This is a genomic window from Mycobacterium sp. 20KCMC460 (genome assembly GCF_022179425.1).
Taxonomy (GTDB): Bacteria; Actinomycetota; Actinomycetes; order Mycobacteriales; family Mycobacteriaceae; genus Mycobacterium; species Mycobacterium kiyosense.
Window position 1 is genome coordinate 1,950,674 of record NZ_AP025524.1, and the last position, 14,577, is coordinate 1,965,250.

Below are 14,577 nucleotides of genomic sequence, written 5' to 3' on the forward strand. Positions count from 1 at the left end.
ATCGTTTTTAACTCCTCGTTTGATTCCGGTTCATCTGCGTAGCGTTTGTGGTGGTCAGCCGGTCCTCCTGTCCGCCGATGTCTCGTCCGGGCGCCAGCCGGCGGGCAGCAGGGGAACGGTGACATCGGTTGCCGTCGAGGATGTTTGGACAATTCCGGTGGCCTGTGCGCCCGGGGCGGGGACGGTTCCGGCGAAACCGAGCGGGCCCGCGCCCCGATCGCTTCCGGTGGGTGCGGCAGCGGGTTGCGAGGCGGGAAGGTCGGCGGCGGCGTCGACGGTCGCGTCCAGGAATTCGTCGCGATGTCCGCGCACGCCCGCCCGGGCGCGCTGCCGGCGCCGGGCACGGACCGCAGCCTGGCTCGTCGTCGCCGCGGCGGCGGACCCGATGCGGTCGGCAACGTCGTCGGACGCTTTCGCCCCGGCCCGCGGGCCGAATCCGGTGCCCGGTGGCGCCAGGCCGGCGACGGCGTAGCTCAGCTCCGGCGGGGCGGGCGGTGTGCTCGCCGAAGCCGTGCCGGGTGTGCCGGGCGCGGAGTTACCGGCGCTGGAGCCGGGGCCCGACACAGTCGAAATACTCTGTACCACAGCGATATTCGGACTCGGCCCGCCGTGCCCGGCGGTCCCCGCCACGGCGGGGGCCTGCAGCGGCTCGGTCACCGGGCTCACATCGAACCGATGGGTCAGCAGGCTCAGGGCGCTCAACGCGCTGAGTGCGGGCGTGAAGAAGGGCAGCAACAGCAGCGAATACGACGCGTAGTACGGGTACCAGAGCACGTCGTACAAGAACAGCGCGATGACCGCCAGCGCGATGGTGGTGGCGGGGCTGAAGCCGAATTGCTGGAAGAAATCCAGGAAATGCTGGTACGGATCGGCGATGAAGTTCGTGATGTTCTGGACCAGTTGACCGAGGCCGCCGACGAGCTGGCTCGGGTCGGCCTGCGCCTCGGCAGCCGGCTTGAGGATCTGCGGTGCGGGCTGAGCCGGCGGGCTCGCCGCGGTCGCCGCTTCGGTCACGGCCTGATACGCCGCCATGGTGTCGGCCGCCTGAACCCACATGCGGGCGTAGTCGGCCTCGTTGACCGCGATCGGGATGGTGTTGATGCCGAAGAAATTCGTGGCCACCAAGGCGCCGTGCAGCAGGTGGTTGGCGGCCAGTTCGGCCAGGGTAGGCATCGCGGCGAGCGCGCTGCCGAACGCGGTGGCGGCCGTCTGATGAGCGGCAGCCCGCAGTGCGCTGTCGGCCGCGGATTGTTCGAGCCAGGCCAGGTAGGGGGCGTGCGCCGCCGCATATGCGGCACCCGAGCTGCCCGCCCAGCTGGCGCCGTGCACCTCGGCCAGCAGGCCGCTCAACTCGGTGGCCGCCAGCGTGTACTGCATGCTGAGCTGCTGCCACTGATCGGCGGCAGCAAGCAGCGCCCCCGGACCGTGCCCAGCGCTCAACAACGCCGAATGCACCTCCGGGGGCGACGCCATCCAAATGGGGGCTGTCAGGACCCGACCTCACTCTCCCGTCTGCGAGGTAGTCGGCCCGGACGAGCAGAAAGTTCCCGGCTTGTCGGTCTCGCGGAGAGTTGCACGCATGTTCCGGACGGCCTCTCGGCGCTCTCTATAGTGCAGCCATGCCAGTGATCGACGCCCGCCATCTGGCAGGCATCTCCGAGACCGCCTTGCTGACGCTGTATCAGCGCGCGAGCGAGGCGGCCCGGCCCGACGGCATCATCGAGGACCCCTTGGCCATCGCACTGCGCGACAGCCTCGACTACGACTACCAGAACTTCGGCAAGACCCATCAAGCAACGGCGTGGCGGTCGGTGATCTTCGACAACGCCGCTCGCGAGTATCTGCAGGCCTATCCCAAGGCCCACGTCGTCGCGTTGGCCGAAGGGTTGCAGACCAGCTTCTGGCGTCTGGACAACGGCGAGTTGTCTTGGTTGTCAGTCGATCTGGAGCCGATCGTGCGGCTTCGCCAGCAGTTGCTGCCCAGTTGCGAACGGCTGCATCATTGCGCGCAGTCCGCGCTGGACTACACCTGGATGGACCGGGTCGAGCGCACCGGCGGTGTGCTGATCACCGTCGAGGGCCTGCTGCAATACCTGCAGCGGGACACCGCTTTCGACCTGATCGCGGCCTGCGCCAAGCGGTTTCCCGGTGGCCGGCTGATCTTCGACAGCGTGCCCCGCTTGTTGAGCGCGTATTCGCGGCGATTCGGCGTCAAGCTCAGCGAGCACTACACGGCTCCGCCGATGCCGTTCTGGTTCACCGCGCGGCAATATGACGAGCTGCGGGCGCTTGCGGGTGTCCGGGCGGTGCGCGAGCTGCCGGTGCCGGCGGTGCGTGGCCGATTCCTGGCGCCGGCTACCGCGCTGCTTTACCGGCGGCCGCAATTCGAACGGTTCCGGGCCGCTCATACACTCGTCGAATTCGGCTGAGGGGTCCGCGGTGAAGGTGCGTTTCGGGGTGGGGCTGGGCGCGGACACCACGCCGGGGCGACTCGCCGACGTGGTCGACGCCCTGGAGTTCAGCGGTGTCGACTCGCTGTGGTTCTCCGAGCTGGTCTACTCACCGGCGGTCGATCCGATCGTCGGGATGGCCTACGCGCTGGCCCGCACCAGCCGGCTGAAGGTGGGCACCTCGGTGGCGGTGCTGCCGGGGCGGCATCCGGTGCTGGTCGCCAAGCAGTTGGCGTCGCTGGCGGCACTCGCCCCCAAACGCGTGTTGCCGGTGTTCGGTCTGCGCTCGGCGATTCCGGCGGAGCGGGAGGTGTTCGTCGTCCCCGACGGCCAGCGCGCGGCGGTGTTCGACGAGTCGCTGCGGGTGCTGCGCGCAGTGCTCGTCGAGGAATCAGCCAGCTACCACGGCAGGTTCTTCACGGTCAGCGCGGCCGCGGTCGCGCCCCGGCCGCAGCCCCCGCTGGACATCTGGGTGGGCGGTTCCTCGGCCGCGGCGTACCGCCGCATCGGCGCCCTGGCCGACGGCTGGCTGGGCAGTTTCCTGACGCCGGCCGAAGCGAGGCAGGGACGCGAAGCGATCCAGCGGGCCGCCGAGGACGCGGGACGGGAGATCGACCCGGACCACCTCGGCATCTCACTGGCCGTCGCCGACGGCGAGTTGCCCACTGAACTGGCCGCGGCCGTTCGGGCGCGCCGCCCCGACGTCGACCCGGCCGAGCTGGTCGCCGCCGGCTGGGATCGGCTGCACCGGCAACTGGACGGCTACCTGGACGCCGGGCTGACCAAGTTCGTCATCAGGCCGGTCGGCCGGGCCCCGCTGGACGGCTTCATCGACCGTTTCGTCGCCGAGTTGGTCGGCCGCCAGAACTGACCGTGGGTGGCACGCCAACGGCGTCGAACGATTCGGCCGGCCGGGCGGATCCGCCGTTGATCGTGGTGCGTTTGCGGGTACAGCATCGGCAAGCGCCGGCCAGGATTGGAGTCAGTCATGCAACGCCCCGACACCATGATCGAGATTCATCGTGAGCGCGTCCAGGATCAGACCGTCGAGATGTTCAGCGGCGACCGGTACACCGAGTCCGTCGACGGCACCGGCTACTCCGCCACCGCCACCCTGGACCTCACCTTGGACCGGGTGTGGTTTCTGCTGGACGCGGGTCAGCGATTGTGGCAGGAGCAAACCGAGGGCGAAACCCGGGATCCACTAAGGCATTTCGCGATCGACCTGGCGATCTTCGACTCGAAAATCGTGATCGACTCGGTGACCTGCATTCCGCTGGTGCAGCTGCCGCCGGCGACGATCACCGTCCCAGACGGTCCGCGGGCCGGGAAGGCACGCGAGATCCCGTACAACGAGATCCCGTTGTTCGGCCGGCTGACCATGCACGACCATGTCGAACCGCACGAGCTGGAGCCGGGTAAGCAGACGATCGCGCTGAACTTCTCCGCGCAGGACGCGCCGGTGCTGGTGGCGCCCGCCCCGGCCGACCCGTACGCGCCACGGCTGTTCGGGCGCGACGTCGAGCGCCTGCCCGACGGCACCACCGCGTTCGGGGGTCAGGACCCGCGGATCTGCTGGGAACTCGACCACGCCCAGGCTTACTGGATCACCCACAGCATCGCCGGGGAGCTGCTGGTGAACCTGGAGAAGGTGCAGCATCCCACCATCTCCGACGACGAAGCCCGGGTCAGGGTGCTCGATTCGCTGGCCGCCCAGATCGCCGACGCGGTCCGCCCGAAGCTGGCCGAGATGGGCGAGGACGGCATCGTGGCGCTGTTGCCGACTCCGGTCGAGGTGGACCCCGACGCGCAGGACGACAGCACGTTCAAGGCCCTCGACGCCGTCGTGCAGCGGTTCGACGTCGGCGAGACCACCCACGAATCGTTGGTGGTCCAGTTGCAGACGTTGCGCTCCCTGCCGGCCGGCGAGGAGTTGCCGGCGTCGATTCTCGCCGAGAACCCCGATGAGAAGGCCGGGTTGGCGGTCACCGGCTGGAGCATCCTGCGGCAGGTGCGCGACAGCGTCCAGAACAGTTTCGGCCTACAGGACAGCGACTTCGCCGCCGACGAACCGTGCCTGCTGGCGGGACCGAAGACCATCAGCGTCGGCGGTCAGGATCGCAGCCTGGACGCCTTGAGCGCCGACATCGTGCCGCGCACTGCGGACGGCCGGTTGGTGATCAACGGCACGGTGAGCGCCGAAACCAATCTCTACGATTTCTCCGCCGCGTTCGAGGTCGTCTACGAGATGGGTCTGGACGACATCCCGCGCGACTGGAAGGAGGGCGAAAACCCGCCCGCCGATCCCGATTCCATCGAAAGCCTCGAGCAGGCGCTGGGCGCCGCCCGCGACAGGAAGCGTGCGGGCGAACTCGGTGACCAGGACTACGAGGCAGAAGTCAAGCGGGTCAACGAGCGGTTCCAGGCGCTACCGCGGACGGTCGGGGTGCGACCGACGCAGCATCCCGCTGAGCCGAAGGTGAACTCGGACTTCAGCCTGACGGTGGCGGGCAAGGCCGCCGCGGCCGTCGGCGCCGCGGCCCTGGTGGGTCTGCTGGCGCTGCCGGTCACCTGGGCCGCCGGGGCCGCCGGGGTGGGGGTGGCCGGCGCGGGCGGCCTGCTCGGCCTGGCGATCGTGCAGTACCTCACCACCGTGCTGAGCATCGACTGGTTCGGCGCGGGAATCGGTTCCCGGCAGGTCAAGAAGTCGCTGGACGACCGTCCCGAGGGCACCTCCCTGCCGCCGATCGGGATGCCGGTGGATGTGGATCTCAACCGTCAGCGGCTGGCCGTCTACTTCCGGCCGGTGCCCGCCAAGTTGTGGCTCGGCTGCGCAGTTCCCGCCGAGGGGCCCGACGCCGATCCCAACGACCTGAGCCTCGTCGGCGGCCGCTGGCCGTCAGATGGGTTGCCCTGGAAGCTTTCTCACGACGACGCGATGTTGTACGTGGATTCTGGGGAGCTGCAGCTGCGCGTCGATCCCGACTGCGTTGACGGCGCGGAGTTCGACGTCCGGGTCGTCACCACCGCCGAGGGGCGCCGGCAACTGCGGGTGGACGGCCAGGCACCCGATTTGTTGCGCGGGCTTCCGCGTTGCCAGGACTGAACCGGGCCCGAACGGCCCACGCGAGTGTGAATCCCACCACGCCGCAACGTGTCGCGTCGTGGAATTCCCGCTCGGCAGGGCGAGTTTCAGAATTTCGCCACGGCGCCGGCGTCGACCGGCAGGGCCGCCCCGGTGATGTACTGCGCTTCGTCGGAGGCCAGGAAGAGCACGGCGTTGCTGACGGCGCGCGCCTCGATCAGTGGTGTGGGCAGCAGGTGGAACTGCCCGATGATCTCCGCGGCGTCGTGCACGGTCGGGTTGGGCAGATCGGGCCGTAGTGTGCGGCAGAACGGCTCGTTGTCCAGCATCGGTGTCAAGATGTTGCCCGGATGAATCGAGTTGACCCGGATCCATTGCGGCGCAAGCTCATTGGCAAGCGAATTCATCAGCCCTACCACCGCGTGTTTGGCCGCTGCGTAGTGGGCCATGTAGCCGCCGCCGCGGATCCCCAGCATCGAGCTGACCAGGATGATCGATCCGCCGCCGTTGGTCATGTGCGGCAACGCCGCTGTCACGGTCTGCCACACCCCGGTCAGGTTGATGTCCAGCATCGTCTGCCACGCGGACCGCTCGATCTGCGCCGCGGGGGCGGGCGAACCGCTGATCCCGGCGTTGGCGACCACGATGTCGACCGGGCCCACGCCGGCCACGCCCTGTTCGAGTGCCGCGCGCAGGCTGTCCAGGTCTCGGACGTCGGCCTTGGCGGTGACGATGCGCCGGCCGGTGATGTCCCAGGAGCGGTGTAAAAGGGGCGTCACGTAGGCTCCCTGTTTTGCGTTGGTGATTTTATGCGATCGCTGACGAATTGGATGCCGCCACGGCGAGCATGTCTTGGTCTTACTTAGATCGCCTCAATGCTCACTGACGCCGGTTTCGGATTGCCGGTCGAATCCGTTGCAGCAGTTGGAAGTCCCGTCGGTGGCAAGTCGACCGTTGTGTCCGACAGACCGTGCATCCGATCACCCCGGCGCGATGGAAAGGAATCACCGGAATCATCGAGGTTTTAACCCTGTGCTGCTGATGGCTCGTGAATAGATACTCGATCGGACCGCCCACTCCTCGAACGGGAGGACATCTTTGACCACGACCGTGCCCCAAGGCCGTCAACTGCACCTCGCTGGGTTTTTCTCGGCTGGCAACGTGACCCACGCCCACGGTGCGTGGCGTCACGTGGGCGCTACGAATGGCTTTCTCAGCGGTGAGTATTACAAGCGGATCGCTCGGACGTTGGAACGCGGGAAGTTCGATTTGTTGTTTTTGCCGGACGGTTTGGCGATCGAAGACAGTTACGGTGGGATCTTCAGACCGGCGTCGGCCTGGGCGGTCAAGGCGCGATCGCCCTGGAACCGACCAGTGTTGTTGCAACAATGGCCGCGGCGACCGACAGATTCGGGTTTGGGCGCGACGGTTTCCACGACGTACTACCCGCCCTACCACGTCGCGCGGATCTTCGCGACGCTGGACCATCTGTCGGATGGCCGGGTGTCCTGGAATGTGGTGACGTCGCTTAACGACTCGGAGGCGCGCAATTTCGGGGTCGACAAGCACCTAGAACACGATATCCGCTACGACCGTGCCGACGAGTTCCTTGAGGTCGTGAAGAAGCTGTGGAACTCCTGGGGCGACGATGCTCTGCTGTTGGACAAGGCGGGCGGGCGGTTTGCCGACCCGAAAAAGGTCCAATACGTTGGGCACCAGGGCAAATGGTTGTCGGTTCGCGGCCCGTTGCAGGTCCCCAGGTCACCGCAGGGCGAGCCGGTTATCCTGCAGGCGGGATTGTCACCGCGCGGTCGGCGCTTCGCCGGGCGGTGGGCCGAAGCGGTGTTTAGTATCTCGCCGAATCTGGACATCATGCGTGCGACCTATCAGGACCTCAAGGCGAATGTGGCCGCCGCTGGCCGCGATCCGGACCAGACGAAGGTTTTCACGGCGATCATGCCGGTCCTCGGAGAGACTGCGGCCATCGCCCGAGACCGGCTGGAATACATCAACTCGCTGGTGCATCCTGAGGTCGGTCTGTCGACCCTGTCGAGTCATAGCGGGATTGATCTCTCGGCGTATCCGTTGGACACCAAGTACGCCGATATCGTGGCCGACCTTGGTGACCGGCATGTGCCGACCATGTTGCAGATGTTTTCCGCGACCGCTGGCGGCAGCGACTTGTCGCTCGGGGAACTGGGACGGCGATACGGGACCAACGTCGGGTTCGTGCCGCAGTGGGCGGGAACAGCCGAGCACATCGCCGAGCAACTCGTCAGCCATTTCGAGGCTGGTGCCGCAGACGGGTTCATCATCTCTGCGGCCTATCTGCCCGGCGTCTACGACGAGTTCGTTGATCAGGTGGTGCCGTTGCTGCAGGAGCGCGGAGTGTTCCGCACCGAGTACGAGGGAACTACCTTGCGCGAGCATCTCGGGTTGAGCCGCCCCACCGGTAGGAGCGTGCAATGACCACGACTCCGGTCGAGCGTGATGTCCTGGCCTACAGTAACTGCCCGGTTCCCAATGCGCTGCTGACCGCCTTGGAAGCGGGTTTGTTGGCGCAGGAGGGTATCGCCCTGGAGGTGTTGAGCGGCGCCCAGGGCGCTTTACACTTCACCTACGACCATCCCGCCTACACCAGGTTCGGTGGGGAGATCCCGCCGTTAGTCAGCGAGGGGCTGCGGGCACCGGGGCGTACCCGCCTGCTGGGCGTCACCCGCTTCGCCGGGCCTCAGGGCTTTTACGTGTGCGCGGACAGTCCGGTGCGGTCGCCCGCCGAGTTGGCGGGCCGCCGGGTCGGGGTCTCGGCGGCGGCGATTCGCATCTTGCGCCGCGAGCTGGGTGACTATCGCCAGCTCGACCCGTGGCGGCAGACATTGATCGCCCTGGGCACCTGGGAGGCTCGGGGCCTGCTGTCCACGCTGGAGCGCGGCGGTGTGAAACTGGGCGATGTCGACCTGGTCGCCATCGAGACTCCCGGCGTGGATCTGCCCGCGGACCGGTTGAGCGCCGCCACCAGCGTCAAGGGCGCCGATCTGTTCCCCGCGGTGGCCCGCCGCCAAGCCGAGCGTCCTGAGACGCTGGCACAGTCGACGCGCTGTTCGAGCTGGTTGCCGTGGGCTGCCGAACTGGAAGATCTCTACGGCGCTCGTGTACTGGCCGACCTCAGCGGCGACCAACGCAACCTATACGCCAGCGTCTGGACGGTCAGCGCGCAGCTGGTCGAGACCCACCCCGATCTGGTGCAGCGGCTCGTCGACGCCGCGGTGCGCGCTGGCCAGTGGTCCCGTCACCACCACGACGAGGTGGTGACAATCCATGCCGCCAACCTCGGCGTGGCGCCCGCGGCGATCGACCGAGGATTCGGCCCCGACTTCGCTGAGCACCTCAGTGCCACGCCTGGACGAATCCGCCATCAACCTGCTGGACCAGACACAGCGGTTCCTCCTCGACAACGACCTGATCGATCACCCGGTCGATCTTGAGCAATGGGCCGCACCGGAGTTCTTCAGCCGCAAGCCTGAACCGATCGACACCAGGAAACGGATCATGACACTGACGACCAACACCGCGAAGCCCCGGCCAGCCGACCTCGCCGACCCCGTTGCCGTAGCGCGTGATCTGGCCCGGACATGGCAGGACGGCCTCATCGAGCGCGACCGTGCCGGCGGATCGGCCACCACCGAACGCGAGGACCTGCGCGCCAGCGGCCTACTGTCGCTGGCAGTTCCGCAACGGTTCGGGGGATGGGGTGCTGACTGGCCCACCATCTTCGAGGTGATCCGCGAGATCGCCAAAGTAGACGGCTCCTTGGGTCATCTGTTCGGGTACCACACCGTGTGCATCGCGTTCATCGAGCTCTTGGGGTCGAGCGAACAGACGGAGCACGTCTACCGCCAGGTGGCGCAACACAACTGGTGGGCCGGCAACGCATCCAGCGAGAACAACAGCCACGTGCTGGACTGGAAGGTCCGTGCCACACCCCACGAAGACGGAAGCTACCGATTTGAAGGCACCAAGCACTTCACCAGCGGCGCCACGGATTCAGACCTGCTGCTCGTCTTTGGAGTAGTTCAAGACGCGTCAGCGCAGCAGGGATCGATCATCACCGCGGTGATCCCGACCGACCGAGCCGGCGTCACAGTCAACGACGACTGGGACGCCCTGGGCATGCGTCGCACCGACAGTGGCACCGTGGAGTTTCACGACGTGGAGGTGCGCGCTGACGAGGTTCTCGGGGGCCCCAACGCCATCATCAATGACTTCTTCCAGTTCCAGCCCGCCAGCCTGTTCGGGCCACTGGTCCAGCTGAGCTTCGCCAACGTCTACCTTGGGATCGCGCAGGGGGCGCTCGACGCCGCGCGCGACTACACCCGAACCCAAGCCCGCCCGTGGACACCAGCCGGTGTCACCCAGGCGGTCGAGGATCCCTACGTCGTGCGCGCCTACGGCGAAATGGGCATTGCCTACCAAGGCGCGGACGCCGCCGCGCGAGACGCCGCGCGACTGTTGCAAACCGTCTGGGACAAAGGCCGACAACTGACCGCCGAGGATCGCGGTGAGCTCATGGTCCGCGTGTCCGGCGTTAAGGCGTTGACCTCACAGGTCGCCCTCGACATCACCAGCCGCATCTTCGAGGTCATCGGAGCCCGCGGCACACGCCCGGTACGGATTCGACCGATTCTGGAAGAACATCCGCACCCATACCCTGCACGACCCGGTCTCCTACAAGATCGCCGAAGTCGGCAACTACATACTCAACGGCCGCTACCCGGTGCCCGGCTTCACGTCATAGCCACGTTCGGGTGGGGAGAAGGCTCGCTCCCCACCTGAAACGAATAGTCGGCCTGTGACAATCGATTCTATGCGGTGGAGGCTGAATCGGTTGGCGCCACGCCGGTTTCGGCGTGAACTCCGAATTCCGTTGCGGGAGTTCGGAAAGTGGGTCATGCAGCGACCTGCGCAGGTTGGCCAGCAGCCGCAGCCCGGCCGGTGTCATGGTGAACCCTCGCCACCCGGCCGAGGCGCGATCGAGCACCGCCCACACCAGCTTCAGACAGGAAACCTCGCCGGGCAGCCGACCGATGACCTTGACCCGGCGGCGGGTCTCACCGAACGTCCGCTCGATGAAATTGGAGTGCCGCACCCGGGTCCAGTGCTCACGCGGGAACCGCAGGTAGGCCGTCAGCGAGTCACGGTCGCTGAGCAGACACCGCACCGCTGCCGGATAGGAGTCGCGCCAACGCCTTTCGAACACGTCGAGCCGCTTCTGCACATACCCGACCGCGTCGGGCCGGGCTCGATCGTGTCGGGCACCTCGAAGATCGACCAGTAGTCGGCCTTGACCTCCGCTTGGGCGTTCTTCGGCACCTTGGCCAACACGTTTCTGGCGCGATGCACCAGACACCGCTGCCGCAGCGCCGCGCCCATGGTGCGCTCGACCGCGCCGATCAACCCGGCCGCACCGTCGCTGACCACCAGCAGCGGACACGCCAACCCACGCTCACCGAGCCCGGTCAAAAAACCCTCCCACGCGTCACCGGACTCGCTTGAAGCGGCCTCCAGCCCGACGAACACCGGGTTGCCGTCGGTGTCGATACCCCACGCGGCCAGCACCGGGTCGGCCGACGCGTTGGCGTGGTATTTGAAGTGGCTGCCGTCGAGGAACAGGTAATCCAGCTCGATGTCGTCGAGCCGAGCGAGCGCTCCAGGCCTCGAACTGGTCGCGGATGTCTTCGCAGATGCGCGACACCGTCGATTTCGACACCGCGGCGGTCTCGCCGAGCGCCTCGGTCAAGGTGGCCTGCACATCGCGTGTCGACAGTCCGCGCACGAACCCGGCGATCACCAGCGACTCCAGCGCGTTGGTCTTCGGTCACCCCCTTACCGAACAACTGGGAGGCGAAGCGCTCGGCGGTGCCGCGCACCTTCGGCCGCTCCAGCGTCACCGGGCCGGCGGTGGTTTTCACCGTGGTCGGGCAGTACCCGTTGCGCATCCCGGCGCGGGCGCCCGCACTGCCTGCGGCCCGCTCATAGCGGTCCCGGCCCAAAAACGCGGTCACCTCGGCCTCGATCGCGGCCTGCAACAGCAACCGGGCGCCGAGCACCGCGACCTGCTCGATCGCACCCGCCAGGTCCTCGCCGCCGGCGAACACCTCATCAATTTCTGCCTGCAACCGCTGCGCAGGCGATATCCTCTTCGACACGGACGTGGGTTCCTTCCTTCAGACTTGCTGGTCTTCGAGGGAACCTACGTCCGAACCCTTTTACACCGCTGGAGGGACACAACCCGCCGGCCCGCCGTTTCCACGAACGCCGCGGTGTCGGCCAGGTCGGCGTCGGTTGCGCCCGGGTAGGTGACACCGTCGATGTCTTCGCAGACGTCGACGGCGATGATGTCGGCGCCCTCCTCGGCCAGCCGGATCGCGTGCTCGCGACCCATGCCGCGCGCCGCGCCGGTGATGAATGCGACCTTGCCGGCGACTCTGCCGACACCGTTGCCTGACATTGGCGACCTTCCACTCGGAAGGACTCATCGTGCCACGCGGGCTACAACGTGCCCTCAGTTGCCCGCCTCGATGGCCCGCACCCGGGCGACCGCCTCGGGCCCGCAGAACGGCTGCAGGTCCACCCCACCGGCGGCCAGCAGCGAGTCGATTTGCGCGCGGAGTTCACCCGAGGACAGCTGGGCGTAGAGATTGGTTCCCGGACAGGAGGTTTCGGCGAAATCGCGGTGGCCCTTCAAGGTGCCGGTCGCAATGCGGTAGGTCTGGGCGGCCCAGGCGAAGGCGATCGCGATGCCACGCACCTGGGCCGGCGATACCGACTCCTGGTTGAAATCGCCTTCGCAGATCACCAGGAAGTGACCCGTGGTGTCGTAGTCGGTCGCGGTGTCGCCGGCGATGCCGGGGTCGCGCAGTTGGTAGATGTTGCCGTTACGGTCGATGCCCAGGTGGTAGGCGATGTCGATCCAGCCGAGCTGGTCCTGGTGATAGCGCTGGTCCTGGCGCAACCGGCCGGGTGCGTTGCTGTTGGCGCCCAGCACCACGCCCGCATGGTGCAAGGTCAGCCGGTTGGGGGTGTGCGGTTTGCCGCCGGGCCGGGCGGCCCGGGCGCCCCAGGCGTCTCGGCAGAGCAACTGTGCCGCGGTCGCACGCGGGGCGGGCGGGCTGGGCTGGGGGTTGACGGTGGGTGGCGTGGGAGTCGCGGCGGTCGGTGTGTCAGCCGAACTCGGAGAGGATTGTCCGGGCAGCGGGCTGGCGGTGGTCTTGGTCGAACATCCGGCCAATGCGCCCGTGAGCCCGACGCCGCCCACGAATCCGAACAGCTGCCGCCGGCTCACCGGTAACGCGTGCTCTGCGGATCGCTCGGGCGGCGCGTTCACAGCCTCACCATAGTGGCCGGCCAGTGGATACGACACGAACAAGACAGGCCAACTCGTAGACACGCGTGTCGCGGTCGAGTCAAATAGGGACTGGATCGGCGACGCCCAGCTGCCGGTTCAGGAGAGGAGTCAGATCATGTCAGCGTTGTCGTACGCGGGGACTGCGAGTTCGGGATCGCCGACTCTGTTGCCGTCGCGGCTCGAGGTCGGGACCCGGACGCGGGTGCTGGCCGTGGTGGCCGCCTTGACAGCGGCGATCGCGCTGGCCGGTGCCCTCTGCCGGCCGCCGACGGCGTCCGCGGCCGGCGGGATCAACCTCGCGCCCGGCATCTCGGTCACGCCGGCGCCGGGTTGGACGGTCGGCGACCGGGGTCGCGGCTGGGTTTCACTGCACAACGCATTCTCCAGCGCTGAGCTGGAAATCCGGGTCAAGCCGGCCGCCGGGTCCGATCCGGTCGCCGCACTGCAATCGGACATCGACCAATTGAGCAGCGTGTCGACGACGGGTCTGACCAATGTCAGGGACCTCAGCGTGCCCAGCCCCAAGCCGGCGCACGGCAACTTCAACGAGGGCGCCTCCATCGACTACACCGCCGACGGGACCTCGCGGATGGGTGCGATTCCCGTCACCGGCTCCTTCGTCGAGTTGCTGAACACCTCGACCCGCCAATCGGCGTTCGTCGTGTACGCCGAGAACGGCGACGCACCCCCCGGCGCGGATGGCGAGGCGCAGCTGATGCTTGACTCGTTGCTGTGACTTCGCCCGTGAGGACGCCCGTACGTGCCGGCGTGATCGGTCTGGGCGAGATCGGCGGCGGGGTCGCGGTCAGCATGGCCCGGCGCGGACGGGTGCCGAGCGTCTACGATGTGCGTCCGGATGCCGCCGCGGATCTGGAAGGCGTTCTGACGCAATTGGATTCGGTCGCCGACGTGACACGCAATTCCGATGTGGTGCTGATCGCGGTGGTCACCGCGGATCAGGCCCGTGATGTGCTGGTGGGCTCCGGGGGACTGCTGGCCGCCGCCGAGCCGGGATTGATCGTGGTGCTGTTGTCGACCGTGTCGATCGCCGAGCTGCACGAACTTGTCGAGCTGTGTCGCGACGCGGGCGTCACGCTGCTCGACTGCGGAGTCACCAACGGCGACAAGGCCGCCCACAACGGCATCGTCGCAATGATCGGCGGTCCCGACGACCAGGTGGCCAGGGCCCGTCCGGTGCTCGACGACTTCGCCAAGGCGGTCGTGCACTGTGGCCCGGTGGGGGCGGGAATGGCGACGAAGATCGCTCGCAACCTGATCCAGTACGGCTGTTGGGCGGTGGTGGACGAAGCGGCGAACCTGGTTGCAGCGCAAGGTGTTTCATTGAGCACTCTGCTGTCGGTCATGCGGGAGGCGGATGCGGACGGCAAGCAGGCCTTGCGGCTGCTCGACGTGCGTGCGGCCGGTATCGCGGTTCCGCCCGACTACGCCGACCGCGTGGCGGCACTGGCCGACAAGGACCTCGATGCCGCGGCCGACCTCGGCGTTGCCTGCGGCGTGCCGACTCCGCTGGCCCGCGCCATCAAGCCGACGATGCGCGACGTCTACTCCGGGCACCGCGCCTGACCATTGCGGCGTTCGTCACGCCACGACATAACCACGGCGCCTAACGGGTAATA

Annotated in this window: 13 protein-coding genes and 3 pseudogenes; 8 read left to right on the forward strand and 8 right to left on the reverse strand. The window is 67.4% G+C overall.

Annotated elements, in window-relative coordinates:
• Window positions 1-54: 54 nt before the first annotated feature.
• The gene (locus MKCMC460_RS09075; RefSeq protein ID WP_238305586.1) at window positions 55-1,473 is read right to left on the reverse strand and encodes a PPE domain-containing protein; all 1,419 of its coding nucleotides are present in this window, start codon (window positions 1,471-1,473) and stop codon (window positions 55-57) included.
• Between the two features lie 146 nt (window positions 1,474-1,619).
• Between MKCMC460_RS09075 and MKCMC460_RS09080 the strand changes: the two genes are divergently transcribed.
• The 3 genes from MKCMC460_RS09080 (at window position 1,620) to MKCMC460_RS09090 (ending at window position 5,556) form a co-directional block, all read left to right on the forward strand.
• Window positions 1,620-2,429 (forward strand): class I SAM-dependent methyltransferase, encoded by an 810-nt coding sequence (locus MKCMC460_RS09080; RefSeq protein WP_238305588.1) that lies wholly within the window; start codon window positions 1,620-1,622, stop codon window positions 2,427-2,429.
• 10 nt (window positions 2,430-2,439) lie between these two features.
• Window positions 2,440-3,321 carry a TIGR03854 family LLM class F420-dependent oxidoreductase gene (locus MKCMC460_RS09085; protein WP_236981577.1) on the forward strand — a complete coding sequence of 294 codons (882 nt, stop codon included), beginning with the start codon at window positions 2,440-2,442 and terminating at the stop codon, window positions 3,319-3,321.
• A 117-nt stretch (window positions 3,322-3,438) separates the two neighbouring features.
• Entirely contained in the window at window positions 3,439-5,556 is a 2,118-nt protein-coding gene (locus MKCMC460_RS09090) for a hypothetical protein (protein ID WP_238305589.1), read from the forward strand.
• A gap of 86 nt (window positions 5,557-5,642) precedes the next feature.
• On the opposite strand, the gene MKCMC460_RS09095 is transcribed toward MKCMC460_RS09090, so the two are convergent.
• Window positions 5,643-6,314 (reverse strand): SDR family oxidoreductase, encoded by a 672-nt coding sequence (locus MKCMC460_RS09095; RefSeq protein WP_238305591.1) that lies wholly within the window; start codon window positions 6,312-6,314, stop codon window positions 5,643-5,645.
• Between the two features lie 382 nt (window positions 6,315-6,696).
• On the opposite strand from MKCMC460_RS09095, the gene MKCMC460_RS09100 reads away from it, so the two are divergent.
• Genes MKCMC460_RS09100 through MKCMC460_RS09110 form a run of 3 tightly spaced genes read left to right on the forward strand, consistent with a single transcriptional unit; the run spans window position 6,697 to window position 10,368 of the window.
• On the forward strand, window positions 6,697-8,004 hold the full coding sequence (locus MKCMC460_RS09100) for an LLM class flavin-dependent oxidoreductase (protein WP_255735595.1): 1,308 nt from the start codon (window positions 6,697-6,699) through the stop codon (window positions 8,002-8,004).
• Window positions 8,001-9,020 carry a 2'-hydroxybiphenyl-2-sulfinate desulfinase gene (locus MKCMC460_RS09105; RefSeq protein WP_305071302.1) on the forward strand — a complete coding sequence of 340 codons (1,020 nt, stop codon included), beginning with the start codon at window positions 8,001-8,003 and terminating at the stop codon, window positions 9,018-9,020. The genes MKCMC460_RS09100 and MKCMC460_RS09105 overlap by 4 nt, the downstream gene beginning before the upstream one ends.
• Window positions 8,926-10,368, forward strand: coding sequence for an acyl-CoA dehydrogenase family protein (locus MKCMC460_RS09110; RefSeq protein ID WP_305071303.1), 1,443 nt, complete (start codon window positions 8,926-8,928; stop codon window positions 10,366-10,368). Before MKCMC460_RS09105 ends, MKCMC460_RS09110 begins: the two co-directional genes overlap by 95 nt.
• Here MKCMC460_RS09110 and MKCMC460_RS31725 read toward each other — a convergent pair.
• From MKCMC460_RS31725 to MKCMC460_RS09125, 6 genes and pseudogenes are all read right to left on the reverse strand, one after another.
• Complete coding sequence (locus MKCMC460_RS31725) at window positions 10,325-10,810, reverse strand: transposase (RefSeq protein WP_370653095.1); 486 nt, start codon at window positions 10,808-10,810, stop codon at window positions 10,325-10,327. The two genes, MKCMC460_RS09110 and MKCMC460_RS31725, sit on opposite strands and share 44 nt — an antisense overlap.
• A complete protein-coding gene (locus MKCMC460_RS09115; protein ID WP_255735948.1) occupies window positions 10,720-11,220 on the reverse strand; it encodes a transposase in 501 nt (166 codons plus the stop codon). The genes MKCMC460_RS31725 and MKCMC460_RS09115 overlap by 91 nt, the downstream gene beginning before the upstream one ends.
• Window positions 11,221-11,242: 22 nt before the next feature.
• Window positions 11,243-11,395 (reverse strand): annotated as a pseudogene (locus tag MKCMC460_RS31730) (transposase); the annotation flags it as partial.
• A gap of 88 nt (window positions 11,396-11,483) precedes the next feature.
• Window positions 11,484-11,741, reverse strand: a pseudogene (locus MKCMC460_RS31735) (hypothetical protein); the annotation flags it as partial.
• A gap of 68 nt (window positions 11,742-11,809) precedes the next feature.
• A pseudogene (locus tag MKCMC460_RS09120) lies at window positions 11,810-12,043 on the reverse strand (SDR family NAD(P)-dependent oxidoreductase); the annotation flags it as partial.
• 54 nt (window positions 12,044-12,097) lie between these two features.
• Window positions 12,098-12,919 carry a peptidoglycan recognition family protein gene (locus MKCMC460_RS09125; RefSeq protein ID WP_238305594.1) on the reverse strand — a complete coding sequence of 274 codons (822 nt, stop codon included), beginning with the start codon at window positions 12,917-12,919 and terminating at the stop codon, window positions 12,098-12,100.
• 136 nt (window positions 12,920-13,055) lie between these two features.
• Between MKCMC460_RS09125 and MKCMC460_RS09130 the strand changes: the two genes are divergently transcribed.
• The gene (locus tag MKCMC460_RS09130; RefSeq protein WP_236981582.1) at window positions 13,056-13,676 is read left to right on the forward strand and encodes a hypothetical protein; all 621 of its coding nucleotides are present in this window, start codon (window positions 13,056-13,058) and stop codon (window positions 13,674-13,676) included.
• A gap of 8 nt (window positions 13,677-13,684) precedes the next feature.
• A complete protein-coding gene (locus MKCMC460_RS09135; protein WP_236981583.1) occupies window positions 13,685-14,524 on the forward strand; it encodes an NAD(P)-dependent oxidoreductase in 840 nt (279 codons plus the stop codon).
• Window positions 14,525-14,577 lie beyond the last annotated feature (53 nt).

Excerpts from the sequence above, each read along its gene's own strand:
- MKCMC460_RS09075 (WP_238305586.1), bottom strand. The coding sequence starts at position 1,473 with ATGGCGTCGCCCCCGGAGGTGCATTCGGCGTTGTTGAGCGCTGGGCAC.
- MKCMC460_RS09080 (WP_238305588.1), top strand. The coding sequence starts at position 1,620 with ATGCCAGTGATCGACGCCCGCCATCTGGCAGGCATCTCCGAGACCGCC.
- MKCMC460_RS09090 (WP_238305589.1), top strand. The coding sequence starts at position 3,439 with ATGCAACGCCCCGACACCATGATCGAGATTCATCGTGAGCGCGTCCAG.
- MKCMC460_RS09105 (WP_305071302.1), top strand. The coding sequence starts at position 8,001 with ATGACCACGACTCCGGTCGAGCGTGATGTCCTGGCCTACAGTAACTGC.
- MKCMC460_RS09130 (WP_236981582.1), top strand. The coding sequence starts at position 13,056 with ATGTCAGCGTTGTCGTACGCGGGGACTGCGAGTTCGGGATCGCCGACT.